Source organism: Bacillus sp. FSL P4-0248, from assembly GCF_038593305.1.
Classification (GTDB): domain Bacteria; phylum Bacillota; class Bacilli; order Bacillales; family Bacillaceae; genus Bacillus; species Bacillus safensis.
Map to the genome: position 1 here is coordinate 2709842 of NZ_CP151983.1, position 25145 is coordinate 2734986.

The 25145-nt window shown below is 42.0% G+C and carries 30 protein-coding genes and 1 riboswitch; of the genes, 11 read left to right on the top strand and 19 right to left on the bottom strand.

Annotated elements, in window-relative coordinates:
• Window positions 1-96 precede the first annotated feature (96 nt).
• On the bottom strand, window positions 97-1176 hold the full coding sequence (locus tag NST65_RS13900) for a tetraprenyl-beta-curcumene synthase family protein (protein ID WP_024424905.1): 1080 nt from the start codon (window positions 1174-1176) through the stop codon (window positions 97-99).
• 30 nt (window positions 1177-1206) lie between these two features.
• Window positions 1207-1986, bottom strand: coding sequence for an alpha/beta hydrolase (locus NST65_RS13905; RefSeq protein ID WP_024424906.1), 780 nt, complete (start codon window positions 1984-1986; stop codon window positions 1207-1209).
• A 45-nt stretch (window positions 1987-2031) separates the two neighbouring features.
• Here NST65_RS13905 and NST65_RS13910 point away from each other — a divergent pair, with 45 nt between their 5' ends.
• Window positions 2032-2547, top strand: a complete 516-nt coding sequence (locus NST65_RS13910; RefSeq protein ID WP_034279429.1) for a gamma carbonic anhydrase family protein — start codon at window positions 2032-2034, stop codon at window positions 2545-2547.
• 142 nt (window positions 2548-2689) lie between these two features.
• Here the strand turns inward: NST65_RS13910 and asnB are convergent, their stop codons facing one another.
• Window positions 2690-4588 carry an asparagine synthase (glutamine-hydrolyzing) gene (gene asnB / locus NST65_RS13915; RefSeq protein WP_081124701.1) on the bottom strand — a complete coding sequence of 633 codons (1899 nt, stop codon included), beginning with the start codon at window positions 4586-4588 and terminating at the stop codon, window positions 2690-2692.
• A 148-nt stretch (window positions 4589-4736) separates the two neighbouring features.
• Window positions 4737-5939: a methionine adenosyltransferase gene (metK, locus tag NST65_RS13920; RefSeq protein WP_034279424.1), complete on the bottom strand. Its 1203-nt coding sequence runs from the start codon at window positions 5937-5939 to the stop codon at window positions 4737-4739.
• Window positions 5940-6134: 195 nt separating this feature from the next.
• Window positions 6135-6269, bottom strand: a riboswitch (SAM riboswitch).
• A gap of 226 nt (window positions 6270-6495) precedes the next feature.
• Here metK and pckA point away from each other — a divergent pair.
• Window positions 6496-8082 (top strand): phosphoenolpyruvate carboxykinase (ATP), encoded by a 1587-nt coding sequence (gene pckA, locus NST65_RS13925; RefSeq protein WP_024424910.1) that lies wholly within the window; start codon window positions 6496-6498, stop codon window positions 8080-8082.
• A 42-nt stretch (window positions 8083-8124) separates the two neighbouring features.
• Here the strand turns inward: pckA and NST65_RS13930 are convergent, their stop codons facing one another.
• The 6 genes from NST65_RS13930 to NST65_RS13955 are packed head-to-tail and all read right to left on the bottom strand — an operon-like array spanning window position 8125 to window position 13261.
• Window positions 8125-8367 carry a DUF2584 domain-containing protein gene (locus NST65_RS13930; protein WP_025092385.1) on the bottom strand — a complete coding sequence of 81 codons (243 nt, stop codon included), beginning with the start codon at window positions 8365-8367 and terminating at the stop codon, window positions 8125-8127.
• A 39-nt stretch (window positions 8368-8406) separates the two neighbouring features.
• Entirely contained in the window at window positions 8407-9201 is a 795-nt protein-coding gene (locus NST65_RS13935) for a prolyl oligopeptidase family serine peptidase (RefSeq protein ID WP_041107366.1), read from the bottom strand.
• Between the two features lie 26 nt (window positions 9202-9227).
• Window positions 9228-10709 carry a phytoene desaturase family protein gene (gene crtI, locus NST65_RS13940; RefSeq protein ID WP_342489012.1) on the bottom strand — a complete coding sequence of 494 codons (1482 nt, stop codon included), beginning with the start codon at window positions 10707-10709 and terminating at the stop codon, window positions 9228-9230.
• Complete coding sequence (locus NST65_RS13945; RefSeq protein WP_176966858.1) at window positions 10706-11833, bottom strand: glycosyltransferase; 1128 nt, start codon at window positions 11831-11833, stop codon at window positions 10706-10708. The genes crtI and NST65_RS13945 overlap by 4 nt, the downstream gene beginning before the upstream one ends.
• Complete coding sequence (locus NST65_RS13950) at window positions 11818-12564, bottom strand: lysophospholipid acyltransferase family protein (RefSeq protein ID WP_065214487.1); 747 nt, start codon at window positions 12562-12564, stop codon at window positions 11818-11820. Before NST65_RS13950 ends, NST65_RS13945 begins: the two co-directional genes overlap by 16 nt.
• The gene (locus NST65_RS13955) at window positions 12533-13261 is read right to left on the bottom strand and encodes a carotenoid biosynthesis protein (RefSeq protein ID WP_342489014.1); all 729 of its coding nucleotides are present in this window, start codon (window positions 13259-13261) and stop codon (window positions 12533-12535) included. The genes NST65_RS13950 and NST65_RS13955 overlap by 32 nt, the downstream gene beginning before the upstream one ends.
• A gap of 174 nt (window positions 13262-13435) precedes the next feature.
• Here NST65_RS13955 and NST65_RS13960 point away from each other — a divergent pair, with 174 nt between their 5' ends.
• From NST65_RS13960 to NST65_RS13970, 3 genes are read left to right on the top strand one after another with little or no spacing between them, the layout of a single operon-like run.
• Entirely contained in the window at window positions 13436-14437 is a 1002-nt protein-coding gene (locus tag NST65_RS13960; protein WP_081124704.1) for an ABC transporter substrate-binding protein, read from the top strand.
• A gap of 15 nt (window positions 14438-14452) precedes the next feature.
• Window positions 14453-15223, top strand: a complete 771-nt coding sequence (locus NST65_RS13965; protein WP_034279407.1) for an ABC transporter ATP-binding protein — start codon at window positions 14453-14455, stop codon at window positions 15221-15223.
• Window positions 15210-16004: an ABC transporter permease gene (locus NST65_RS13970; RefSeq protein ID WP_176966856.1), complete on the top strand. Its 795-nt coding sequence runs from the start codon at window positions 15210-15212 to the stop codon at window positions 16002-16004. Before NST65_RS13965 ends, NST65_RS13970 begins: the two co-directional genes overlap by 14 nt.
• A gap of 31 nt (window positions 16005-16035) precedes the next feature.
• On the opposite strand, the gene ytkD is transcribed toward NST65_RS13970, so the two are convergent.
• Window positions 16036-16512 (bottom strand): RNA deprotection pyrophosphohydrolase, encoded by a 477-nt coding sequence (ytkD, locus tag NST65_RS13975; RefSeq protein WP_025093666.1) that lies wholly within the window; start codon window positions 16510-16512, stop codon window positions 16036-16038.
• 248 nt (window positions 16513-16760) lie between these two features.
• On the opposite strand from ytkD, the gene NST65_RS13980 reads away from it, so the two are divergent.
• Window positions 16761-17372: a TerD family protein gene (locus NST65_RS13980; RefSeq protein ID WP_046312174.1), complete on the top strand. Its 612-nt coding sequence runs from the start codon at window positions 16761-16763 to the stop codon at window positions 17370-17372.
• 22 nt (window positions 17373-17394) lie between these two features.
• Window positions 17395-18180: an AIM24 family protein gene (locus NST65_RS13985; protein ID WP_176966855.1), complete on the top strand. Its 786-nt coding sequence runs from the start codon at window positions 17395-17397 to the stop codon at window positions 18178-18180.
• A 28-nt stretch (window positions 18181-18208) separates the two neighbouring features.
• Here the strand turns inward: NST65_RS13985 and NST65_RS13990 are convergent, their stop codons facing one another.
• From NST65_RS13990 to NST65_RS14005, 4 genes are all read right to left on the bottom strand, one after another.
• Window positions 18209-18517, bottom strand: coding sequence for a hypothetical protein (locus NST65_RS13990; RefSeq protein WP_024425787.1), 309 nt, complete (start codon window positions 18515-18517; stop codon window positions 18209-18211).
• 43 nt (window positions 18518-18560) lie between these two features.
• On the bottom strand, window positions 18561-18965 hold the full coding sequence (locus NST65_RS13995) for a phage holin family protein (protein WP_034279395.1): 405 nt from the start codon (window positions 18963-18965) through the stop codon (window positions 18561-18563).
• A gap of 155 nt (window positions 18966-19120) precedes the next feature.
• The gene (locus NST65_RS14000; RefSeq protein ID WP_024424925.1) at window positions 19121-19312 is read right to left on the bottom strand and encodes a hypothetical protein; all 192 of its coding nucleotides are present in this window, start codon (window positions 19310-19312) and stop codon (window positions 19121-19123) included.
• Between the two features lie 126 nt (window positions 19313-19438).
• Window positions 19439-19876, bottom strand: a complete 438-nt coding sequence (locus NST65_RS14005) for a Dps family protein (protein ID WP_024424926.1) — start codon at window positions 19874-19876, stop codon at window positions 19439-19441.
• Window positions 19877-20007: 131 nt separating this feature from the next.
• On the opposite strand from NST65_RS14005, the gene ytzI reads away from it, so the two are divergent.
• Window positions 20008-20154 (top strand): YtzI protein, encoded by a 147-nt coding sequence (gene ytzI, locus NST65_RS14010; RefSeq protein WP_003217544.1) that lies wholly within the window; start codon window positions 20008-20010, stop codon window positions 20152-20154.
• Between the two features lie 8 nt (window positions 20155-20162).
• On the opposite strand, the gene NST65_RS14015 is transcribed toward ytzI, so the two are convergent.
• The gene (locus tag NST65_RS14015) at window positions 20163-20600 is read right to left on the bottom strand and encodes a FixH family protein (RefSeq protein ID WP_041116883.1); all 438 of its coding nucleotides are present in this window, start codon (window positions 20598-20600) and stop codon (window positions 20163-20165) included.
• Between the two features lie 118 nt (window positions 20601-20718).
• A complete protein-coding gene (locus NST65_RS14020) occupies window positions 20719-21192 on the bottom strand; it encodes an S-ribosylhomocysteine lyase (protein ID WP_003217624.1) in 474 nt (157 codons plus the stop codon).
• Window positions 21193-21318: 126 nt separating this feature from the next.
• Between NST65_RS14020 and yidD the strand changes: the two genes are divergently transcribed.
• Entirely contained in the window at window positions 21319-21543 is a 225-nt protein-coding gene (gene yidD / locus NST65_RS14025) for a membrane protein insertion efficiency factor YidD (RefSeq protein ID WP_024424928.1), read from the top strand.
• Window position 21544: 1 nt separating this feature from the next.
• Here the strand turns inward: yidD and NST65_RS14030 are convergent, their stop codons facing one another.
• Window positions 21545-22111, bottom strand: coding sequence for a carbonic anhydrase (locus NST65_RS14030; RefSeq protein WP_024424929.1), 567 nt, complete (start codon window positions 22109-22111; stop codon window positions 21545-21547).
• Window positions 22112-22325: 214 nt separating this feature from the next.
• On the opposite strand from NST65_RS14030, the gene NST65_RS14035 reads away from it, so the two are divergent.
• Window positions 22326-23309 carry a zinc ABC transporter substrate-binding protein gene (locus NST65_RS14035; RefSeq protein WP_326484215.1) on the top strand — a complete coding sequence of 328 codons (984 nt, stop codon included), beginning with the start codon at window positions 22326-22328 and terminating at the stop codon, window positions 23307-23309.
• Window positions 23310-23386: 77 nt separating this feature from the next.
• On the opposite strand, the gene NST65_RS14040 is transcribed toward NST65_RS14035, so the two are convergent.
• Window positions 23387-23629: a type B 50S ribosomal protein L31 gene (locus tag NST65_RS14040; RefSeq protein WP_024424931.1), complete on the bottom strand. Its 243-nt coding sequence runs from the start codon at window positions 23627-23629 to the stop codon at window positions 23387-23389.
• Window positions 23630-23805: 176 nt separating this feature from the next.
• Here NST65_RS14040 and NST65_RS14045 point away from each other — a divergent pair, with 176 nt between their 5' ends.
• On the top strand, window positions 23806-25137 hold the full coding sequence (locus NST65_RS14045; RefSeq protein ID WP_024425783.1) for a cytochrome ubiquinol oxidase subunit I: 1332 nt from the start codon (window positions 23806-23808) through the stop codon (window positions 25135-25137).
• Window positions 25138-25145 lie beyond the last annotated feature (8 nt).

Sequence of the window (25145 nt, forward strand, 5' to 3'; positions counted from 1 at the left end):
AATTCGACATTCGTGAGTACCGGCGCGCAGACCTGACACCGAATGCGAGGGTTTGTCTACACGCTGAAGCTCAAATCCTAATGGATTTGAGCTTTTTTATGATGATTTCATCCAAGGCATTTTCTGATAAGTCCGATAGGCTCTTCCGTTAATATAGAAAAAGAACGATGTTTTCCCGCTTGATTTGATCAGCCTTTTTGCCAGCTTGTTCATCTCTTTTTGGGCTGTCACTTTTTCATCGGACAAATAGACCGCCAGTAATCCTCTGTTAATCAATTTGTGAAAGTTTTCATGCGGAATGCCTTTCAGCTGCTCATCCGCTTTTTCAATAAAATGCTGAAGTCTATCCATCATCTCATGATGAGAATCATAGTATGAGCAAAAGTTCAGATCTCCCCCAAGCCTGTCCTCTTCTTGGTCTATTAAATAATCGAGTAAAATGTGCAGACCTTGAATATAAGGGAAATAGCTTTCGTAAATTTGCTTCGCCTGCTTTTCTGTAAAATCAGGCTGCAGCGCATACGCCACAAGACAGAATATCCCTAACGTTGATCCCGCACAAGCTGAAAACTCATACCATTCCATCTTCGGCAAATCTTTTTCATACTGGCGGAACCATGACTCTAGCCGTGGTACACGCTCATGGGGAACAACGTGCTTATGTACTTGCAGGTCACTATAGTAATCACACAGCGTGTGTAAATATGGCTGAATGATCGGATAATGCCGAACACGCGTAAGCACATCTTGACATGTGCGGACAAGCGCATGTAAATATCCATGATCCTCTTGATCATCACGGAATTGATAGTATGGCTTGAGCTCAGCATGAATATCAAGCGCATCTCTCATCGCTTGATGCAGCATATGGAAATCCTTTGGATCAAGCGACGTGCTGCGGTCACAAAGGTTATCTAAGTAATCACTGATGGTTTGATACGCCACAATGAATTCAATGCACGTTTCTTTCTCTTCACCTGCCAGAAGAGATAAAATACCTCCGCCTTCACAGTGAAACGTTTTACTCGATATGCTCGCTAGTGCCTGCGTTCTCAGTTCTTCATTTTCAATCATTTCGGCATGAGCCCGCCACTTTTTCAGCTCCTGATGAACAAGCGGAAAAATATCTTTATACACCTTTGTCATCAGTGCAAAAGGACGCTCTGGTACTGACAAATCACTCCACCCCCAACTTAAAGCTCACAATCAAATATATTGATCTGTAAAGGCTCTTGCCGCCTTAAACACATCTTCTCTTTCTGGTTCATTAAAAATTTCGTGATACAGCTCTTCCCATTCACGGTATGATTTATTGGTTGATTCTATGCCATTGAACCATTTAATCACCCTCGTTTTATCCACGATCTTATCATCGCCCGCCTGCATTAAAAGGAGCGGGATCGATTTAAAGACATTCGTCGGCTGCATCGCCGCATCGATATTTTTGATCAGCTCTCGATACCAGCGAACCGACACCTTTGTCACGTAAAGAGAATCATTTGAGTCTGCCTCAATGACCGCCTGATTTCGTGTGGCTAGTTCAATCGACAGCCCTGACTCCACTTTAAAAGACGGTGCGAGCACATTTAGACCTTTTGACGCAAAATCCATCAGCTTCTTCGGTTTAAATTGCAGACCTAAACAAGGTGATGATAAAATAAGGCCATTCAACTTCGTATGGGTATACTGCTTCATCCACTCAATTGAAATGAGTCCACCCATACTGTGTCCAAGTAAAAAAGTAGGAAGCCTGAATGATTTCGCATGCTCGATCCATTCATCGACTGTATCAATGTATTCTTGAAAAGAACGAATGTGGCCTCGCGCACGTGTCGATGTGCCTTGCCCAGGCAAATCACCCATGACGACGTGATAGCCTGCATTCCGCCACATTTCAATCAGCCATTTATATCGGCCGTGATATTCACTCGCACCATGTACAATGACAATTGTACCAACTGGTCTTTCAGCATGCCAAGTCCACAAAGTAAACACCTCACAAATGTTGTATTAAGAAAGGAAGTCGAAAAAGTGATTTATCCATATCATCAGTTTACACCTGAGATTCATGAATCGGTCTTTGTCGCAGATAACGCCACCATTACCGGTGATGTCACAATTGGAGAATATTCGAGCGTGTGGTTCCAAACCGTCATCAGAGGCGATGTTGCACCTGTGAGAATTGGAAAAAACGTCAACATTCAAGATTTATCGTGCCTGCATCAAAGTCCTGGAAAAACACTTCTTATTGAAGATGGTGCTACCATTGGACACCAAGTCACATTACATAGCTCAATCATTCGAAAAAATGCCCTCATTGGCATGGGGTCTATCATTCTCGATGGTGCGGAGATTGGCGAAGGCGCCTTTATCGGTGCAGGAAGTCTTGTCCCTCAAGGAAAGGTCATCCCAAAAGGATCACTCGCTTTTGGCCGTCCAGCCAAAGTCGTTCGGCTGTTAACAGATGAAGATATCCAAGACATGGACCGAATCCGCAGAGAATATGTAGAAAAAGGACAATACTATCGTTCCCTTTTACCTCGTTAACATCATACGTGTATCTTCACTTTATCATGTTTTTTTCAGGATATTAAGCAATAACTATGAACCGCTTGTTATTTTACCCTTTTCCGCCACTTTCTATCATGACAAAAAAGGTTTTCAGCACAAAGCTGAAAACCTTTTTTCATTAACTGAAGATGACTTCTTTCGGTTGATGATTCAATTGCTCTGGATCAATACTGCGCTCGACATAAATGCTGTGCCAAATCATAAAAATCAGGACGGTCCAAATCTTACGGCTATGATCTGCTTTACCAGCACAATGTTCATTTAATAAATCAAGCACATACGCTTTGTTAATATATTCGTCAGTTTGACTGTTTTTAATGATGTCTTTCGCCCAAGCGTTCATCTCATTTTTCAGCCAATGACGAATTGGAACAGGGAAGCCCAGCTTCTTGCGGTTTAACACATGGTCAGGCACAATGCCTTCTGCTGCTTTACGCAATAAATATTTCGTTGTGCCATCTTTTGTTTTCAGCTCTTCTGGAATTTTAGAAGCCGCTTCAAATACGACCTTATCAAGGAAAGGAACGCGAAGCTCAAGAGAATTCGCCATTGTCATCTTATCTGCTTTCAGTAAGATGTCCCCGCGCATCCACGTATGAATATCAACATATTGCATTTTGTTAATATCACTGTAGCCTGCACTTTCCTCGAAGTATGTCTTCGTCACATCACGATACGTAATGTTCGGATCATACTGCTTTAAGAGGTTTTTCTTTACTGGCTCTTCAAAGATTTTCGCATTACCGATATAACGTTCCTCTAATGGTGTACAGCCGCGGACGATAAAGCTTTTTCCTTTCATTCCTTCTGGCATTAAGCGCGCCAGACGAAGAAGAAGCTTTTTCAGCATAGATGGAACAGATTCAAATGGTTTAAGAGAAAGCGGCTCACGGTAAATATTATATCCACCGAACAGCTCGTCTGCTCCCTCACCAGAAAGAACGACCGTCACTTGTTTCTTCGCTTCCTTTGCCACGAAGTACAATGGAATCGCCGCCGGATCAGCTAAAGGATCATCTAAATGCCAAACAATTTTCGGAAGCTCATTCATATATTCCTCAGGAGAAATCACCGCGCTGAAGTTTTGTAAGCCCAGCTTATCAGCCGTTTCCTTCGCTACATCAACTTCACTAAAGCCATCCTGCTGGAAACCAACAGAAAACGTCTTCAGCTCAGGATGAAATTCCTTTGCAACAGATACGATGAAAGAAGAATCGATACCACCTGATAGGAATGAACCAACAGGAACATCACTTCTCATATGAACTTTCACAGAATCATAGATTGCATCGCGGACTTCTTCAATCAGCTTTTGTTCTTGAGTTTGCTCAGGCTTGAATTGAACTTTCCAGTAAGTCTTAAATTCAATCTCCTGTCCTGGGCGTAAAGTAAACTGATGACCTGGCTCTACTTTGTGCACCTTTTGATCAAGTGTATTTGGCTCAGGTACGAACTGGAATGACATGTATTGCTGCAAAGCAGTCTCATCAAATAAAATGTTCTCGTTCACTGCCATCAAGCTTTTGCGTTCAGATGCAAAGTACACTTGCTCATCCAATTGTGTAAAATAAAGCGGTTTGATGCCGAAAGGATCTCTTGCGCCATATAATAATTGCGCTTCTTTATCCCAAATTAAAAATGCAAACATGCCGCGAAGCTTAGAAGCCGCTTCTTCTTTATAATGACGGTATGTAGCAAGAAGTACTTCCGTATCAGAATCTGTGCTGAACGTATAGCCTTTTTTCACAAGCTCTTCCTTCAGCTCCACATAGTTATAAATTTCTCCGTTGAAAATAATCCAATACTTTTCATCTTCATAAGAAAGCGGCTGCTTTCCGTGCTCAACATCTATAATACTTAAACGTCTAAATCCAAATCCTACATGCTCATCATGAAAGTAACCCTCATCATCCGGACCACGATGAACGATGAGACGATTCATTTGTTTAATTAGCTCTTCCTGTTCAGTAGTTTCGGACAATGGACGGTGATTAAATACACCAACAAACCCACACATATTATTGCCTCCACGTTATGTTATTTCTTAAAAGTAGACCTATAATTAGACAGTATTTTGTCCGATTTTGTTTCACATTTTTTCGCTTTTTGAAGATTTTTTTTTAATCAAAAGGAAAACCGCTTAAAATAAGCGGTTTTTTATGTTGTTATTGTCCCAATGCTTCTTTGCGAAGTGTATCGGCTTTATCCGTTTTTTCCCACGGAAGATCTAAGTCGTGACGGCCGAAATGTCCGTATGCAGCTGTTTGTTTGTAGATCGGACGGCGCAGGTCTAGCATTTTAATAATGCCAGCTGGACGAAGATCAAAGTTTGCACGAACCACTTCAATTAATTTTTCTTCTGAAGCTTTTCCTGTCCCGAATGTATCAATTGAAATTGATACAGGCTGTGCAACCCCAATTGCATAAGCAAGCTGTACTTCACAAGAATCTGCAAGGCCGGCAGCTACGATGTTTTTCGCTACGTAACGAGCAGCGTATGCCGCAGAACGGTCAACCTTCGTTGCATCCTTACCTGAGAAAGCACCGCCTCCATGACGAGCGTATCCGCCATACGTATCAACGATGATTTTACGTCCAGTTAAACCAGCATCCCCTTGAGGTCCACCGATCACGAAACGGCCAGTTGGGTTAATGAAGTACTTTGTCTGTTCATCAATCAGTTCACTTGGAACGACAGGACTGATGACATGCTCTTTTAAGTCACTTTGAATTTGTTCAAGCGTCACTTCTGGTGCATGCTGCGTAGAAATAACCACTGTGTCAATACGAACTGGTTTGTTTTGCTCATCATATTCAACTGTGACTTGTGTTTTTCCGTCTGGACGAAGGTATGCAAGTGTTTCATCCTTACGTACTTCTGTTAAACGGCGAGATAATTTATGCGCTAGTGAAATCGGCAGCGGCATGAGCTCTTCGGTTTCGTTATTGGCAAAACCAAACATCAATCCTTGGTCACCTGCACCAATCGCATCAATTTCTTCTTCCGTCATTGTTCCTTCACGTGCTTCAAGTGCTTTGTCTACACCTTGCGCAATATCAGCAGACTGTTCATCAATTGATGTAAGTACAGCACATGTTTCCGCATCAAAACCATATTTCGCACGTGTGTAGCCAATTTCCTTAATTGTGTCACGCACCGTCTTTGGAATATCGACATAAGTAGACGTTGTAATTTCACCGCTTACTAATACGAGACCGGTTGTAACAGAAGTTTCACAGGCAACACGTGCATTTGGATCTTTCTTTAAAATTTCATCCAAAATGCTGTCTGAAATTTGATCACAGATTTTATCCGGATGTCCTTCTGTCACTGATTCTGAAGTAAATAAACGACGATTTTGACTCATAATGGCTATTTCCTCCTGTACAAGACCACATCATCCCAAGATGAGGCCTCCAATATGATACGGAACTCGTTCCCTCTTATATTTGAAAACGTTTATATTAGAGATGTTATTGGCAATTTGTTCATATGATATCCCAAAAATAAAAAAACCATTTCCTTCATTGCGAGGAAAGGGTCTGAGATCGCATGCCTTTCACTCTTATCGCTCAAGGTGTTCTTGTACCTTGCATCAGGTTAGCACCTTGGTTTCTCAGCATTTTCATGCCTTTTAAATAAGAAACCGGTTGCTGGGCTTCATCGGGCCTGTCCCTCCACCAACTCGGGATAAGAGTATCCGTTCAATAAGATATCTTATCTTAAACCCTTGCGTCATGTCAATGCTTCATAGAAATTATCTCCCTCTTTTTTCTCCTCACCATTAGCATCACCAAAAAGCATATTTTCATAGCAGAAATGAAAAAACACACACAAAAATTTTTAAATAGTATAGACTATTATTATTAATGTGTTATACTAATCGAAACAAACAAATTCAACGGTAAAGGAAGGGTTTTTTTATGAACTCAGTGGATTTAAAAGAAGATTTGCAGTCATTGCTCTCATTAGAAAATACGCACCAAAATTTATCTGTTCCGAAACTTGTTGAAAAGATTTTGGCACGTAATGAAGGCGTTTTAACATCAACTGGAGCTGTCCGCGCTACAACTGGAGCCTACACAGGACGTTCGCCTAAAGATAAATTTATCGTCAAAGAAGAAAGCTCTGAACATAAAATCGATTGGGGTCAAGTAAACCAGCCGATCTCCAAAGAAGCATTTGACCGTTTATATACAAAGGTTGTGTCATACTTAAAAGAACGTGATGAACTATTCGTCTTTGAAGGGTTTGCAGGCGCTGACGAAAGATATCGTATGCCGATTACAGTTGTAAACGAATTCGCATGGCACAATCTTTTTGCCAAGCAGCTATTTATCAGACCTGACGGGTCAACACCTTCTTCAAACGAAAAACCTTTCACCATCTTATCTGCACCGCACTTTAAAGCAGATCCTGCAACAGATGGCACAAACTCTGAAACGTTTATCATCGTTTCTTTTGAAAAACGCACGATTCTTATCGGTGGAACAGAATATGCAGGAGAAATGAAAAAGTCCATTTTCTCTGTGATGAACTACCTGCTTCCTGAGCAAGATATTTTATCCATGCACTGCTCAGCAAACGTAGGTCAAGAAGGCGATGTAGCCTTATTCTTCGGGCTTTCAGGTACTGGGAAAACGACGCTTTCTGCAAGCGCAAGCCGCAAGCTGATCGGAGACGATGAACACGGCTGGTCTGGCACAGGGGTCTTCAATATCGAGGGCGGATGCTATGCGAAATGTGTGAACTTAAGTGAAGAAAAAGAACCTCAGATCTACAAAGCGATCAGCTTCGGATCAGTTCTTGAGAACGTTGTGCTTGATGAAGAAACACGTGAAGCGGATTACGATGATACTTTCTTTACTGAAAATACACGCGCTGCTTACCCAATCGAAATGATTGATAACATCGTGAAACCAAGTATCGCAGGACATCCATCTGCCATTGTCTTCTTAACAGCTGATGCGTTTGGCGTCTTACCTCCAATCAGCCGTTTAACAAAAGAGCAGGCAATGTACCATTTCTTGAGCGGGTACACAAGTAAATTAGCTGGAACTGAGCGCGGTGTCACATCACCAGAAACGACATTCTCTACTTGCTTCGGTTCACCATTCCTTCCGCTTCCAGCTCACGTCTATGCTGAAATGCTTGGCAAAAAGATTGATGAGCACGGTGCAAAAGTATTCCTTGTGAATACAGGCTGGACTGGCGGAGGCTACGGTACAGGCAAACGAATGAATCTCGCTCATACAAGAGCAATGGTGCAGGCAGCAATCGAAGGTGACCTTGACAATGCCGAGATGATTACTGATGACATCTTTGGCTTACACATCCCGCTTCATATTCCTGGTGTACCAGATGAAGTGCTTCAACCTGCTAAAACATGGGATGACCAAGAGGCTTATCAAGAAAAAGCACACTTCCTTGCCAATGAATTTAAAAAGAACTTCCAAAAATTCAGCCACGCGGCAAGTGACATTGAAGCCAAAGGCGGTCCACTCGTATAACCAAATGAAAAAAGCTGAGGAGAATAAAATCCCTCAGCTTTTTTAGTTTGTTGAATGCAAGGACACAAGACGGTACGTCACCTTCGTGACATTGTCTGTCAGCTCCAGCTTTTCAACATGTGCAGTCCCTGTTTTTTCTCCGTCTTTCGTTTTGCGCACCTCAAGTGGAATATTTAATGGATAAATGCGGTATCCATCCTTCATGAGTTCAAATACATTTTCTTCAATTCTTGTCTCTTTTCCCTTTGTGACAATCATTGTATTAAATTCAACAGGCATTCCCATAATGAAAATCCCCCTACTTTCTATATTTCGTTATACTGCTTATTTTACCACATTTCCGCTTTTTCGGCTGTGCATCCATGTGGTCAGCCTTCTCACAATTTCTCGATTATGCTGCGGCGGGAAATAGTGGTTGTATCCGTGGAAATACCATGTCTCCACGGATTTCCCGTGCTGGCGCAGCGCATCTTCTAACAAATACGCATGCTCAATCGATACATTTTGGTCCTCTTCTCCGTGGATGATAAGGACAGGTGCTTCAATTTTGTCCACATCATTTAAAGGGGTTCTGTTCTCATATGCCTCTGGCACCTTATGCGGCGGGCCGCCAATCACACGCTTCATCATCCGTCTCATATCCACACGCTCTTCATAAGTCAGTTTCATATCACTGACGCCTCCCCATGTGACAAAGGAAGCTGCCTCCTGTTTCATTTCAACAGCGGTCCAGATGCCCATAATACCGCCTCGCGAAAAACCAAAGATATGAATGCGGTCCTTCTTCACTTTTTTGTGCTGTTTTAACAGTTGAAAGGCAGCGAACGCATCTTTTCGATCTTCTCCGGCAAAATCTTCGTTCCCTTCGCCTCCTTGGTTTCCCCGGTAAAAGGGAGCAAAGACGACAAAGCCCTGCGCGGCAAATTGCACAATCCGGCCCGGTCTGACCATCCCCACATTTTTAATGCCGCCTCGTAAATACAAAAAGCCGTCGTAGAAACCTTCTCCGGCTGGTTCAGCGAGCAGCCCTTTCATCCGAAGTCCATCTGCCTCATAGGTCACTGTATATAAGTGAATATGCGGATGGGGCGACGGAAACCTTCTTTTTTCCACAATCACTCGATTTCTCTCCTTTTCATCTTTGATTACGTCCATTGCTTCAGCATCGCTTCTGCGACAAGCTGGCCTGATTTTGTCACCATCGGCGTGCCGCCGCCAGGATGACTTGTTCCCCCAACAAACCAAAGTCCTTCAATGTCCTTTGACTGATTATTGATGCGAAAAAATGCCTGTTTGAACGAGTTTGAAGACATACCATAAATGGCTCCACGATATGCCCCCGTTTTCTGCTGCAGATCGAGCGGGGTTTGAACCGCTTCATATTCGATAAGCTCATCCAAATCAAAAAGACCTTTTTCCATTAATTTGTTTTTTACATGCTGACGATATGTCTCCTTTAGCATGTCCCAATCTTGCTCTTTTGTCACATAAGGTGCATTGGCCAGTACAAACAGGTTGCTTCTTCCCGGTCCTCCGCTTAAAGCTGGTTCTGAATGACCTGAATAGCATATGTATAGCGCCGGGTCTTGAGGCAGCTGTTTTTTCTGAAAAATATCCTTGAATTCTTGCTCATAATCCTCAGGGAAAAACACATTGTGATGGGCCAGCTGTTCATAGACTTTAGGTACACCTAATAAGAGAACAAAGCCCGACAACGACGGTTCAATGTCAGACAGTTTTTGATTTAAATAACGAGGACGGTTTTTTTCATCTATGAGATGACGGTATACGGTCAGCGCATCTGCTCCTGCAATGACTTGATCTGCCTCATACATCTGCTGATCCGTTTCCACTCCTTTGACCTGCCGATCCTTCACATGAATCTTGTTCACTTGTTCATTGAGGTGAATCTGAACACCTAATTCTTTTGCCAGTGTCTCAAATGCCTCAACTAAACGATATGTACCGCCCTGTATTCCATAAATCCCTTTCTCCCCTTCTAAATACGCCATCATATTAAAAATAGCCGGCGCCTCGTAGGGAGAGGAGCCAATATAAGTAGCATACCGTCCAAACATCGCCAATGTATGGGGGTGACGGAAATATTGACGCAGCAGGCGCTGAACCGATGTGAACGGTTTGACAGCGAGAAGTGCTTTCATCAGCTTTAAATCCGCCTTATCCTTCCAGCTCAATAACAGACGATTTAAAAACTGCTCCTCTGCCTTTTGAAAAAGCGCCTTTGATTCCTGCAAAAATGCACGGTATTGCTTCGCATCTTCAGGACTGAATGCAGCAATTTGTGATTCCATTTGCTCCATATTCGGCGTAAACTCGACCGTATGTCCATCTGGAAAAAAATTTTTGGTAAGCGGAGAAATCGGATAAAAGGTCACATAATCCTCCATCCGTCTATGACAGGCTGTAAACACTTCTTCAAAATATGTCTTCATTGTAATGGTACTCGGTCCTAAATCAAAAGAGTAGCCTGCTCCGTGATGGCGCTGCAATTTCCCGCCTAAAGCCGCTTCTTTTTCTAAAATGGTGACCTGAACCCCGCGTGACTGTAGACGGATCGCGGCTGATAATCCGCCAAGTCCGCCGCCGATGATGATCACTTTTTTCATTGGTACCTTCTTCCTTTCCATTCATACCCTTCTTTTTTCAGACCGATTTTCACAGAAGCAAAGCCAATGGCGATCAGGCTTAAAATACTGACCGGCAATAAAAAAGCCATTGCAGAGGTCCGCCCGTTTTCAATATCAATTGCCGCTTTAATCGATACACCCAGCCCATAGCAAAGAATGGCTAAGCATATGCTCAAAACATCCAGCTGAAACAATGCGATCATGAAACAAATGACAGGAACCAAATAAAGGAGGGTGTATAAACAAAAGACACTGCTTAACAGAGGAATGCTTCGATTCACACCCGGGAACAAATTTTTCCGGTAACCTTCCCAAACCTCTTGTCCACTTTCATACATTCTCATATACACAAATGGATGAATGCTTGCAAGTGTGAACGGAAAGCCTTTTTCCTTCACCCGTTTAGCCAAAGCCATATCATCAACGAGTGAATCCTTGATCGCTTTATGCCCGCCAATGTCGTGATAACAATTCTTTTCAATGGCAATAAAACCGCCATGTGCTGCGGCAAAAGCGGGATTCTTAGATTTTCTTATCCATTTCACTGGCAGATGACAGCCAATGGTAAACATCATCATAGGAACCACAAGATGCTCAAACAATGTGCCTGTTTTTTGTTCTGGAAAACCTGACAGCATGCCCGTTTTTTGCATGCATAACTGCTTGTATACTGATTCAACTGCCCCTTTTTTTAATCGGACATCCGCATCTAAAAATAGCAGCCAGTCAGAAGCTGCTGCCTCAGCGAGCTGAGAGCAGGCATATGATTTACCAAGCCAGCCCCGCTTTAATGGCTGACCTGAAAGGAGACGGATCCACGGATATGTTTCTGCGAAGCGCTCCACCATCGCTCTTGTCTGATCTGTCGAATGGTCATCAAGTACGATAAGCTCTTTCGGGTAAAGACGTTGATCAACGATCGACTGAAGACAGGCTTCTATCCTTTTTTCCTCATTTCTCGCTGGAATCAGAATCGATAACGAAATAGGTTCACCCGGCGAAAAGGATGCTGGCTTTAAAACAGGAAGCTGCCTCATATTCCATATGGTGAAAATAAACTGACAGAGCAAGAGTACGCTGATCACGGTTAAGAAGACCGCCATGTTTTCACCCACTTTTTAAAGGAATCAAACGCATCACTTGTTGATTGACTTGTCCTTGTCATCTGTCTAAATTCTTGATTGGTTGAAAAATCAGGGTCAGCGATGACCTGTGCTTGATGTGCGTTTAACTGCGTTTCAAGGAGATCCCTAAGCAGATGCGTCACGTCCTTGCTTCGAAGTTCTCCGCCAGATACAAAGGTATCTTCACCAAACACAGCAGATACTGTCGGCTTTTGAAATTGATTAAATGTATAATGCAAGGTCACAGGCTTCACCACGACTTGCTCAAATTGTCTCACTAAAAAAGAAGCCCCGCCCTCCAATTCAAGCGGCCGCACATCCTGATGCATGATTTTCCCCTGTGGAAAAAGCCATACAGCCCTGCCAGCCTGCATGTTCTCTTTTGCCATCATTAATGCTTGCTTCACACTTTTCAGATTCTCTTTCTGAACCGGAAAGGCACCAAGCTTTCGGAAAAAGGCATATTGCTTCAGCTGTTTCTCCTCCATCATCATATAGTGATCGAGTTCGGACGCTTTTTCTGTTAAAAGAAAGATAATCAGTCCATCCCACCAGGAGCTATGATTAGCGAGATAAAGAACAGGCAGCTTCTCGTTTGGGTCCACAGCGCCTTTCATCATCACGCAGCGGAAATGTTTATGAAGTAAATACCGCTCAAGATAAAGAGAAAATATACGTCTAAACGATCGGCTTTTGTCGCTTTCTTTCAAATTGAACCCTTCCTTCACACAAAATAACAATGATTAGCGCTAAATAAAAAATGACATCGAGCCCGCCCTTTAATGCCAGCACACCAAAAAAGAACACCATTGCCTGATAAATACGGCTCGTCCAGCTGAGGGCCTTTTGACCAACCTGAACAAGCGGGAAGAGAAAGGAAAGTCCTGCTCCAATCATACCCCAGCTCACAAAATTCTCAAAAGGAATACCATAAAAACCACCGCCGTCATACCACACCCAAAATTTCCGTTCAGCCGCTACTGGGTCTAATATGAGGTCAAGCAAGACAATCCATATCCCCGTTTCGACAGCTCGTTTCCATTTCGACTGCTGATTGGCTAAAAAAAGACTGTTTAAAAACACACCAACCCATGCAAAAGCAATGGTTAAAGGCACCCCTGCCACTAGAAAACCTAACGTCGGATAATAGTCATAGGCCCCGAAAGGAAAACCGGTTGTGATCCCTATCCATTCAACCGTAAATGTCAGCACCCCGACAATAGCTGCCCTTTTGATCACAAACCCCCATGAACCATAAATATTTCGCCCAATCTCTATCACACAGCAGGCATACAGCACAAGGAAAATGCCATTTGCAAACTGAAGCCATGCTGGCACTTCAAAAGAGACCATTAATATGAGCCCTACTAAATACCAGCCAAGAAATACCCAACTCACTCTATACACGAAACCGCCCCTTTATTTCTTCCAAATTCAAGAAAGTATTCATGCTTCTAGTATAGAAAAAAAGACACGTTCTATAAATAAACAATGCGCTTCTTATTTTCATCTAGGCACTCACCAAAAATCCCTTTTGACATACTTTAATTAGTGATCTAGAACAAAGGAGGCGAATTACTCTTGAATCGTTCCATCAAAGTCAGACTGGCATTCATCGTCGTTGTCCTGCTCTTTATTCCATTTGTCGCCTGTAAAAAAGAACAAGAGCAGACCGTACAAGTAGCCGAGGTGACCCATTCGGTTTTTTATGCTCCGCTCTATGTTGCCTTATCTGAGGATTTCTTCAAAGAAGAAGGGCTAGAGGTTGAATTAAAAACGACCTGGGGCGGCGATAAAACGATGACAGCTCTCTTATCCGGCGGTGCAGATATCGCCCTGACCGGATCTGAATCCTCTATCTATGTAGAGGCTCAAGACACAAAAGACTCTGTCATCAACTTTGCACAGCTGACACAAACAGACGGTACATTTCTTGTTTCAAGGGAGAAAGTGAGCGAATTCTCTTGGGATCAATTAAAAGGAAAAGACTTTCTTGGACAGCGGAAAGGCGGCATGCCGCAAATGGTCGGTGAATATGTCCTGAAAAAGGAAGGCATTGATGTAAAAAAGGATCTTCGCATGATTCAAAATATTGATTTTGCCAACATTTCAGGTGCTTTCTCCTCTGGAACTGGCGATTTTGTGCAGTTATTCGAACCGACAGCATCCTTAATTGAAAAAGAAGGCAAAGGGTACATTACCGCCTCCTTTGGAGAGGCTTCCGGAAAGGTGCCGTATACCACCTTCATGGCAAAGAAGAGTTACTTAGAGGAAAACAAAGAGACAGCTGAAGCCTTCACTCGCGCCATTTACAAAGCGCAGAAATGGGTAGAATCCAAGCAGCCTGAGGAGATTGCCAAAACCATTCAATCTCATTTTCCTGACACAGAACTTGATGTTTTATCAACTGCCATTAAACGCTACAAACAGCAGGACTCCTATGCAGCAGATCCCCTTCTGAATGAAGAGGAATGGAACAAATTGCAGGAAATCATGAAGGAGAGCGATGAATTGCCGAAATTTATCCCGTACAAACAACTTGTCGATTCATCCATTGCAAAGAAGGTCACAGAACACAAATAGAATAGGAGGTAGCACATGTCTTTCCTTCAAATTGACCATGTGACCCACACGTACTTCTCTTTAAAAGAAAAAACAACGGCCATACAGCATATCAATATGGAGATAGACCAAGGAGAATTTATCTCATTTATTGGTCCCAGCGGCTGCGGGAAAACCACCCTGCTGTCTATCATTGCAGGAATAACGCCGCCCTCTGAAGGCCGAATTTTAATCGAAGGAAAAGAACCGAATCAAAAGGAGCATCAAATCGGCTACATGCTCCAGCAAGATTATTTGTTCCCTTGGAAAACCATCAAGGAAAATATCATTCTCGGGTTAAAAATTACTAAGCAAGATTCACATGAAGCCACCTCCGCCGCTCTTGGCTTACTGCCTAAGCTTGGCCTTCATGATGTAGAGGAAAAATACCCGAAGGAGCTGTCAGGCGGTATGAGGCAGCGTGCGGCTCTCGCCCGAACGCTTGCAGTGAACCCCGGTCTGCTTTTACTAGATGAGCCCTTTTCAGCTCTAGACTACCAAACCAAACTCACTTTAGAGGATCTCGTCTTTCATACACTCAAAAACTATCAAAAAACAGCGGTCCTTGTGACACATGACATCGGCGAAGCCATTGCGATGAGTGACCGCATTTTCTTATTCTCAAAGCATCCTGGCTCGATCCAGCGAATCTTTACCGTTCCAGATGATCTGAGGACTCTTTCTCCTTTCAAAGCGAGACAGACCCAGAGTTTCCAAGAGCTCTTTCAAACGATTTGGAAGGAGCTGAAAACAGTTGAAACACAGTGATCTTTTACATGAAGCCTATCGCAAAAAATACCGAATGGAAAAACGCATGACCCGAATCTATCAGTTCATTATTTTCGCCAGCTTCTTTTCGCTTTGGGAGCTTGCCAGTCATTATCGCCTTATCGATCCACTGATATTTAGTTCACCATCAGCAGTCTGCCAATTGTTTGTACAAAAAATATCCGATGGGTCTTTAGTGAATCATATGAGTATTACATTATTTGAAACGGTGCTCGGTTTTCTACTTGGTACCTTTTGCGGCATTTTGCTCGCTGCCGCCTTATGGTGGTCCACCCGCCTGGCAAACGTTCTTGATCCTTATTTAGTCATTTTAAATGCCATGCCAAAAGTTGCCCTCGCCCCGATTTTAATTGTTGCCCTTGGGCCTGGCATGATCAGCATCGTTGCCATGGGCGCAATCATTAGTGTGATCATTACGACAATCGTCATTTATACAGCCTTTCAAGAGGTCGATGAGAATTATTTAAAGGTGATGAAAACCTTTGGTGCGAAAAAAAGCGTCGTCTTTCGCGAGGTCATTTTGCCAGCTAGTATTCCAACGATGATTTCTGCGATCAAAGTCAATGTCGGCCTTTCTTGGGTTGGGGTTATCGTAGGGGAATTTCTTGTTTCCTCAAAAGGGCTCGGCTACATGATCATTTACGGTTTTCAAGTCTTCAACTTTACACTCGTGTTCTTAAGTCTTTTCATTATTGCCGTATTTGCGACCATCATGTACCAGCTTGTGGAATGGCTCGAACGCCGTTTTCTTCAAAAATAAAAAGCACAGGGATTGTCACCCTGCGCTTTTTTTAACGAATCAAACCGTTCTTTTCTAAATAAGCAAGACTTTGTCTTAACACATCATCTTTCATAATAAAACTGAAATTCTTATTTTTTGCGATGGATCTTGGCAAGTCTGCGAAAAGAACGGGTCCTTTCGTTTCAAAATACGTGTCTTGCTTCACTAGCTTTTCAATATCAGCGAAATAAATATTCTTGACAATGACCTTTTCTCTGCCCAGCACCTGATATTGACCAATATACGTTAATTCACGAACAACAGCACCCGTCTCTTCTTGAATCTCCCGTATAGCGGCTTGGTCTGCTTCTTCATCCGGCTCAACTTTCCCTCCTGGAAACTCATAGCCCCGATCCTCATGTTCAGTGAGCAGCCATTTCCCTTGGTAGCGGCAGATGGCCCAAACATGCTTAGGATGACTTGAAAAAGGCTTCTCCTCAAAAGAGAGCTTGACCGTATTATGATAATAGTCTTTAAATACATGCATGTGAAATCCCTCATATCCTGTCCTTGCTTCTTGTAAAACATCATACCACAGATCACATTTATCTGAAGAATTTTTATCAAAAGTGAAACAAACGAGTAGTTCCAACTCGTCTGTATCTAAAATGAGGTATTGTTTCTAAAACCTTTTTATCATCTCCAACTTCACCCAATTTTAATCATGAAACCTTTTATCCCTATATGACGTAAATGAATCAGTGTTTGTCCTATGACAACGAGGAGGAAATCAGCATGAGTATAAAAAATGGGTCAAAACAAAACGCACCCCATGAGGTGATCAAGAAACACCTCGTGAAAGGGCAAAAGTTAGATTTAACAAAAGACAATCCAGCGGTCGACCAAATTCATATCGGGCTTGGTTGGGACCTTGCTGGTCAGCCAATTGATTTAGATACGCAAGTGTTTCTTTTAAATGAAGAGGACAAGCTGTTGTCTCCTAAGCATCTGATCTATTATCACCAGCAGCAAAGCTTAGATGGAGCTGTGCGTCATCTTGGGGATCATCAATTTGGCGGAGGGTATCGAGACAATGAAATGATTATTATGCAATTAAGCAGAGTCTCACCTGATATTCATAAAATTGTCGTCACAGCCACGATACATGATGCACACGAACGACAGCATCATTTTGGACAAGTCACCAATGCCTACGTGCGACTTACGGATCAAATCTCGCAGCAAGAGATTTGTACCTTTCAGTTAACAGAGGATTATTCGTATTGTACATCCATTATATGCGCTGAACTCACGAGAGATCAGGAAGAATGGAAAATCACCGCGACCGGGCAAGGGACTACTCTAGATTTAAATGATTTATGCCGCATCTACGGATTTACATCTTGACGCAGGAAAGGAGCCGGCACCTATGGGATTTCATTTCAACACAATAGAAGAACTTACCTTACAAGCAGAAGGCAGCGGAATCTTTTTTGCCAAAAAAGGCGCCATGATTGCGGATCAAGGAAGTTTCCAATACCGCAAGCGATTACTTGGAACGAATAAAGGAAATATGGTCAGCCAAGTATTTAACCATATCAGCAGGAAATTCACAGGGGAAAACCTTGAGATGATGGAAGTGAGTGGACAAGGTACTTGCTACTTGGCGGATGCAAGCGAGCATGTAACAGTGATTAACCTTGAGCCAAGCGGTCCTTGGCAGCATGTAAGTGTAGAAAGTGAAGATTTACTTGCCTTTACTGAGGAATGCCATTACGGCGTCACACCAGTAGGCGTTGGTATTTTATCACAGAAAGGTCTGTTTACATCAAAACTCTCTTATCAAGGGCACGGAGCGCAGGTAGCCATCAAAACGAATGGAAATCCGCTCATTTTAAGAGCCCCCTGCCGTGTAGACCCTGACGCAATTGTTGCTTGGACAGGCAAGGCACCGAAGGTCAAACTAGATGTGAACTGGAAGACTTTCATTGGACAAACATCTGGCGAATCCTACTTATTTGAGTTCCAGGAACAAGATCAAATCGTCATTATCCAGCCATCTGAGCGCACATCTGGGTTACGGGTGGGCTTAGATGATAATCGCTACAAACCTCAGAGCCAGAGCTCCTCTCATGAGTTCACCAATTCACAGCAGGAAAATAGAGGCGGCGGGATCAGCGATTTGATCGGAGGCATTTTACAACCGCGAAAATAAAGCATGTAGAGAATCTCTACATGCTTTTTCAATTCATCAAACCATTTGTCTCAATAAAGCTCCTTGTCTCTTCATTGCCGAGCTCATAAATCATTGTGTAAATCTCTTTTCTTTTTCTATCCATTTCATCATTTGGACTATCATAATGATATTCAAGAAACGGAACATGCGCCCGAAAGAAGCCTTTCCAATCTGTCATATACTGTTCATCGAAATAGTCTCTCAGCTGCAAAATTTGATCATCATCTGCTTCTATTTGAAATTGCCAAGCCGCTGCATCTCTATGCTGCGATATCGATCCATCTTGTACGGATACATAGTACGTGTGTCTCGCCATCTGAATCATCCTTTTTCCTTTAGTATGACCAGATATGAGGAAATTACGGCTTTTTGCGCAATTTATTTTTCAACATGTCCAATACATCAATAAACAACTGTGGAATGGGAACTCCAAGGGCTCTGGCTGTCGAGACGATTTGGTAAGATTCATAAATAATATAAAAGATGATCGCTAAATCCTTAATCGTCCCATTTGTCTTCAGCATGACATCGAAGAAATGCGCCATCGATATTAAGGAGACTGTCACGATCTTTCGAACAAGCCGCGTAAAAAACCGCTTCATTGTGAGCTGCCCAGTCAAAGATTCTCTTAGGCTTGAACAAATTAATTCAATAGCCATCAACGTCACTAAAATCATCAATAAATATCCTGCTCCACCAAACAGAAAGCCCATCGCCGACAAACTCACTGTAACCAACGAAAAGATGCCTAAATCCTTGCTCACTTGGCATCAACATCCTTTCAAAGTGGAACTCCTTACCTCAATAGTATATGCCGAATTCTCGCAATAGCTTGGACGACAAAAAATAAAAGGCGCTGTTATGTCCTCAGGGAGACGAATGAAACCAAAAAAGCCGCCCCATAAGGCGGCTTCTCTTTTTAGACTCTGACATCAATAAATGAAGCATCTGAATCCTTTGGCTGAACAGCTTGAGGCTGCTGCTGCACTTGATCCAGCATCACCATAGCTTGTGCTGTATTCGTAGCAAGCTGTGAATTCAACAAACTAATATTGAGTGTCTTTTGAATGCTCGCTACTTGCTGACTCATCATTCCTGCAATAGAAGACATCTACTTCCCTCCCTTCTCTTTTCTCTTCGGCTGAAAGCCCTATGATTTCAATGGGCTGTCTGTCCCGATTCCAATAAAAAAGAATGTCGGTCTATTTATGACCGACATTCTTTTCACATACGTGTATTATCCTAAATATGCTTTAAGCATCCAGTTGTGTTTTTCAATGGATTGATGAATCGCAAGCAGCATATCACCTGTAGTTTCATCGCCAACCTCTGCAGCCAGCTCCATTCCTTGCTTTAATTCCTCAGCGATATTGGAGAAATCATCATATAGATTTTTCACCATTTGCTCCGCTGATTCTTTGCCCTCTGCTTCTTGAATGCTGGAAATTTCTAAGCACTCTTTCATTGTCGCAACAGGCTGTCCATTTAAAGCAAGCATACGCTCAGCCAAATCATCAATATATGTAGCTGTTTCTGTATATAGTTCCTCAAATTTCTCATGGAGTGTAAAGAAATCTTTCCCCTTTACATACCAATGATAGTTATGTAATTTCACGTAAAGCACAGTCCAATCAGCTACTTGTTTATTGACGACGTTTAATAATTGTTCAGACATATTTATTCCTCCTTATGTAATTGCGTTTAGTATGAGAATACCCTTTTCTTATTATACTGAAACCTGCCGTCAATTTCTTCTATTTTGACTGCATGAAATATATGTTAATATGGAAATAAGGAGGGAGTTAGATGCTGTTACTTGGGATTATCAGCTTTATCATTATCTCAATCGTTGTCTTTTTATCATTGTGGACGACATCGAAGGCTTATGAATATAAGCATAAAGTCGATTCACCACAGGATGCAGAACCAAATCAACGTCCTAATCCAAAATAAATCCGCTTTTAATGATGTGAGGTTTCTTCTTCTTCAGTAGATGAACTCTCTTTTTTCACCTCACCTACGTGGATGTTCGTTTTTGGCATATTATGCTGCTGTTTAGCTGTCACATGGACTTGTATGATATAAAGGCCATCTTTTTTGAAGGCTGTGTGCAATTCGTATACACCCTTGTTTTCTTTCTTTGGCTGAATCATCTTGCTGTTATCCTTGTCGCCATCTTTCCACACTTCAAATTGAACATCATCTGCATCATCAACAGGCCTATCACCGTATGTGACAGCTGCTTTTACTATAACGCTTTCATTTTTCTCCACTTGCTCAGGTCCTGTGAGCTTTACTTCTAATAACTCAGGCACTTCCCCTTTGCCGCTATTTGCTGCAGAGTTTCCACATGCACTTAATAACGTGAGCATCAGAATCATTCCCAACATTTTTCGCATCCTGCGTTTCCCCCTTCTTTTACTGACATGTCCATTTTAACAAATATCCCCTATTTTGACATCTCTGTTTAAATTCAAATAAAAAACCGGACATCTAAATGTCCGGTTCATCCTTCTATTAACCAAATACTTTTAAAAGCTCTTCTTGATCCTGAGAAAGCCAGAAACGCATTAAACGTTTTGCCCCTTCAAGATCATGAAGCTTCGCTTGTCCGCATTGCTCTTCGTTTGCAGCAGGAATTTCTGTTACTTCAACCGCATCCTTGAATGTTGCATCAAGAAGTTCAACGATCTCTTTTGGAGTTGGTGCACCACTGACAACTAAATAGTAGCCTGTCTGGCAGCCCATTGGAGAAATATCGATGATATCAAAATGATCATATTTCTCTGAGTGTGTTCTAATATTAAACGCAAGCAAATGCTCTAATGTATGAATCGTATCAGGTTTCATCGCCTGCTTGTTGGGCTGACAAAAACGAATATCGAATTTATTTACTTCCCCATCTGATCCCACTTTATGAACGCCGCAATGACGAACATATGGCGCTTTTACAGCATTATGATCAAGTTCAAAGCTTTCGACTGAAGGCATAATCACCACTCCTATAATTGCAATTTCCTATATTATAACATATTTCTCCGACCAGTTTAGTTTATAAAACTTTCCTTCCTTGTCCTTTTTTCTTATACTGTGGAAGACAGACAAGGAGGAACCTCTATGAAACAAATTTTTATCGGCATGATACGCTTTTATCAAAAATGTATTTCCCCTCTTACACCGCCAAGCTGCCGGTTTTATCCAACATGCTCAAACTATGGACTAGAGGCGATCAAAACGCATGGCGCGGTCAAGGGCGGCTGGCTCACCATAAAACGGATTTTGAAATGTCATCCGCTTCATCCTGGCGGCATCGATCCTGTTCCGCCTAAAAAGGAAAAATAACTTACTTTTCTTCATATCCGTTGACAACTAAGTCAAGCTTCCCTGTTCCAGGGTCAATGACAAGCCCGTGTACAGGTACATCTGATGGAAGAAGCGGGTGATTTTTCACTACGGACACACTGTCCTTCACGCTCTCTTCGACTGAACTAAAGCTTTTGAGCCACTGTTTAAAATCAATTCCTGAGTATTCCAGTACTTCAATACGTTTTTCTGGAATACCGCGCTCAACGGCTTTATTTAAAAGTGTCTGGCTGTCTATTTTACTCATCCCGCAATCATGATGCCCAATGACATATACCTCGTCAGCATTTAATTCGTAAACAGCAACTAAAATGCTTCGCATAATACTTCCAAATGGATGAGAAACAAGCGCCCCAGCACTTTTGACAATCTTAATATCACCATTTTTCATGTTCATGGCACGCGGAAGCAGTTCAACAAGTCTTGTATCCATACACGATAGAATGACAGCTTTTTTCTGTGGAAACTTTGTTGTTGTAAATTCTTCGTATTTCTTTTCTTCAATAAATTGTTGATTATATTCGATGATTTCATCTAAAAGTTTCATACGTTTGTCCATTCCTTTATCTTTTTTTAAAAATAAATATAGCACAATGTAAGAAATTTCGTCACGTTTTGCAGCTTATTTTTTTAGAGGAAACATCTGCTGACGAAAATTTTTTATTTTCCTCTTTTCAAATCGTAACTATTACGATATAATAACTCAGGACATTAAATCGTAATCATTTCTATCTATTAGATTGAGAGGAGACATTTTCTACATGAAAAAAATCTTTTTTATTTTAACAGCTGCTTTATTCGCGATCGGTCTTGCCGCTTGCTCAAGCAGTGCGGGCACTAATGCTACAAAAGGTAAGGCAGACGGGAAACTAATCATTTACACCACGATCTTCCCAATCCAAGATTTTACTGAAAAAATTGGCGGCTCTCACGTTCATGCTCAAAGCGTGTATCCTGAAAATGCAGATGCACACAGCTTTGAACCAAGTTCAAAAACAATGGTTGAAATGGCTGAAGGTGATGCCTTTATCTACAGCGGCACAGGGGCTGAAGCATTCGCAGACAAAACTGCTGCCACACTAAAAAACCAAGGTGTGAAAACAGTCAAAGCAGCCGAAGGCATCAAATTGTTATCGACAAAAGAAGAACATGCACATGAAGAAGGCGAAGATCATGACCACGAAGGAGAAGATCACGACCATGATGGGCACGATCACGGAGATAAAGACCCTCATGCATGGTTAGATCCTGTTTATGCGCAGCAAATGGCGAAAAACATTAAAGACACACTCGTCTCATTAGATCCAGATCATAAAGACGAATACACAAAAAACTATGAAAATCTAAAAAAAGATTTGCAATCATTAGATCAAGAATTCAAAACAACATTATCTAAAGCGAAACATAAAGAAATCCTAGTTTCTCACGCAGCTTATGGTTATTGGGAAAAGCGCTATGGCATTGAGCAAATCAGTGTTTTAGGATTATCCGCTTCTGAGGAGCCATCACAAAAACAGCTCGAAAACATTGTACAAAAAGCGGAAAAGCATCACATTCAATACGTTATTTTTGAAAACAACGTCAGCAGCAAAGTATCAGATACAATCCGCAGTGAAATTGGGGCAAAAAGCTTGACCCTTAAAAATCTAGAATCCATTACTGAGGATGATGTCAAAAATGGCGAAAGCTACGTCAGCTTAATGAAACAAAACTTAAAGACCTTAAAAACTGCATTAAATGATTAATGCTTTGAACCCCGGGTGATCAACCGGGGTTTTTTGCTGTAAAAAAAAGCACACCGTTATCAGGCGTGCTTTTTTGATTACATTTGATATTTTTTCTTAAACTGCTCAGCTCTTCCGCCTTTTTCTCCGAATTTTTGACGTCCTGTATAAAAAGGATGCGTATCAGAGCTTGTTTCTACTTTAATGACAGGATACGTTTTCCCATCTTCCCACTCTACTGTCTCATTTGATGTCTTTGTTGATCTACTCAAGAAGCGGTAACCGCTGTTTACGTCCATAAATACAACTTCATGTGAGGTTGGATGAATATCTCTTTTCAATGTCAAAACTCCTTTCATTAATAAAACGTAACGGTTACGTTTTATATTCATATTCTACTCCCTCTTTTACAACTTGTCAAAAAACAAGCTTTCTTAGTCAGGAAGAATAATCTAAAAATGGTGGAGAATAATAAGCATCATGAAAAAGAGAAGCGATAAGAAAGGCGGAGAAAAAATTGACTGATCTCGTTTTAGCTAGAAGCCTGTTCGGCACAACCATGGGCTTTCATATTATTTATGCCTCGCTTGGCGTTGGCATCCCGCTAATGATTTTGTTAGCTGAACTCATCTTTCAAAAAACGAAGGACCCGCATTATGCCATCATGGCCAAGCGGTGGACAAAAGCACAGGCTGTTCTGTTAGGGGTCGCCATTCCAACAGGTACTATTGCTGGTACGCAGCTTGCCCTTTTATGGCCAGGTTTTATGGAGGTCATCGGAAAGGTCATGTCACTGCCATTCCAGATTGAAATCTATGCGTTCTTTATAGAAGCATTATTTATGTCTATTTATGTGTACGCAGCGGATCGCCTATCAAATGCAATGCGCATCATTACGGTTATTTTTATCGTCATTGGTGCAGCTGCATCAGCGATTCTAATTACAAACGTACATGCTTTTGAAGGGACACCTGCCGGCTTTCAGATGGTGAATGGAGAAATCACAAATATCGAGCCTTGGAAGGCCTTTTTCAATCCAAGCTTTGCTGTAACTGCTACACATGTTGTGCTGTCTGCTTTTACAACAGGTGCTTTTGTGATTGCTTCAGTTGCAGCTTTTAAAATGCTCAAAACGAGAAAAAATGAGAAGCTCTATACATTTCATCGAAAAGCCCTTTTTCTTGGACTCATTGTAGGAGGACTTTTCTCTTTTCTAACAGCCTTAAATGGCCACGAATCCGCTCAGCTTCTGTATGAATATCAGCCTGAAAAGCTGGCTGGAGCTGAAGGTTTATTTGAAACGCAATCACATGCGCCTCTTGCAATAGGTGGTTTTACGGATGCTGATTCGCAGGAAATTAAAGGTGCGATCGAAATTCCTTGGGCGCTCAGTTTTCTGGCAGGAAATAGCTTTGATACAGTGGTCAAAGGCTTAAATGATTTTCCTCGTGACGAGTGGCCGCCTTTATTTATACACACATTATTTAACGGCATGGTCATTATTGGATCGGTGCTCATTCTATTTGCGGTATTAGCGCTGCTTTACCGTAAAATTTTAAAACGGGACAAATTTCCGAAGTGGCTTCTTTTTCTTTACTTATTCGGCGGGCCTCTTAGTCTTTTGGCTATTGAATTTGGCTGGATTTTTGCTTGTACAGGCCGCCAGCCATGGGTTATTTATCGAATGCTCAAAACCTCAGAGGTTGTCACATCATCAGGCTCGATCGGGACACTTTTTATCCTTTTTGCCATTGTCTATCTCATCTTAGGCATAGCAACCGTTATTGTGCTGACGTACTACTTTAGAAAACATTCGATTGAAGAAGACCTACGGTTAACAGAATCTTAAAAAGGGAG

Coding starts and splice junctions, on each gene's coding strand:
- asnB (WP_081124701.1), bottom strand. CDS start 4,588: ATGTGTGGGTTTGTTGGTGTATTTAATCACCGTCCATTGTCCGAAACT.
- metK (WP_034279424.1), bottom strand. CDS start 5,939: ATGAGTCAAAATCGTCGTTTATTTACTTCAGAATCAGTGACAGAAGGA.
- pckA (WP_024424910.1), top strand. CDS start 6,496: ATGAACTCAGTGGATTTAAAAGAAGATTTGCAGTCATTGCTCTCATTA.
- NST65_RS13930 (WP_025092385.1), bottom strand. CDS start 8,367: ATGGGAATGCCTGTTGAATTTAATACAATGATTGTCACAAAGGGAAAA.
- crtI (WP_342489012.1), bottom strand. CDS start 10,709: ATGAAAAAAGTGATCATCATCGGCGGCGGACTTGGCGGATTATCAGCC.
- NST65_RS13945 (WP_176966858.1), bottom strand. CDS start 11,833: ATGGCGGTCTTCTTAACCGTGATCAGCGTACTCTTGCTCTGTCAGTTT.
- NST65_RS13965 (WP_034279407.1), top strand. CDS start 14,453: ATGTCTTTCCTTCAAATTGACCATGTGACCCACACGTACTTCTCTTTA.
- ytkD (WP_025093666.1), bottom strand. CDS start 16,512: ATGCATGTATTTAAAGACTATTATCATAATACGGTCAAGCTCTCTTTT.
- NST65_RS13980 (WP_046312174.1), top strand. CDS start 16,761: ATGAGTATAAAAAATGGGTCAAAACAAAACGCACCCCATGAGGTGATC.
- NST65_RS13985 (WP_176966855.1), top strand. CDS start 17,395: ATGGGATTTCATTTCAACACAATAGAAGAACTTACCTTACAAGCAGAA.
- NST65_RS13990 (WP_024425787.1), bottom strand. CDS start 18,517: ATGGCGAGACACACGTACTATGTATCCGTACAAGATGGATCGATATCG.
- NST65_RS14000 (WP_024424925.1), bottom strand. CDS start 19,312: ATGTCTTCTATTGCAGGAATGATGAGTCAGCAAGTAGCGAGCATTCAA.
- NST65_RS14005 (WP_024424926.1), bottom strand. CDS start 19,876: ATGTCTGAACAATTATTAAACGTCGTCAATAAACAAGTAGCTGATTGG.
- ytzI (WP_003217544.1), top strand. CDS start 20,008: ATGCTGTTACTTGGGATTATCAGCTTTATCATTATCTCAATCGTTGTC.
- NST65_RS14015 (WP_041116883.1), bottom strand. CDS start 20,600: ATGCGAAAAATGTTGGGAATGATTCTGATGCTCACGTTATTAAGTGCA.
- NST65_RS14020 (WP_003217624.1), bottom strand. CDS start 21,192: ATGCCTTCAGTCGAAAGCTTTGAACTTGATCATAATGCTGTAAAAGCG.
- yidD (WP_024424928.1), top strand. CDS start 21,319: ATGAAACAAATTTTTATCGGCATGATACGCTTTTATCAAAAATGTATT.
- NST65_RS14030 (WP_024424929.1), bottom strand. CDS start 22,111: ATGAAACTTTTAGATGAAATCATCGAATATAATCAACAATTTATTGAA.
- NST65_RS14035 (WP_326484215.1), top strand. CDS start 22,326: ATGAAAAAAATCTTTTTTATTTTAACAGCTGCTTTATTCGCGATCGGT.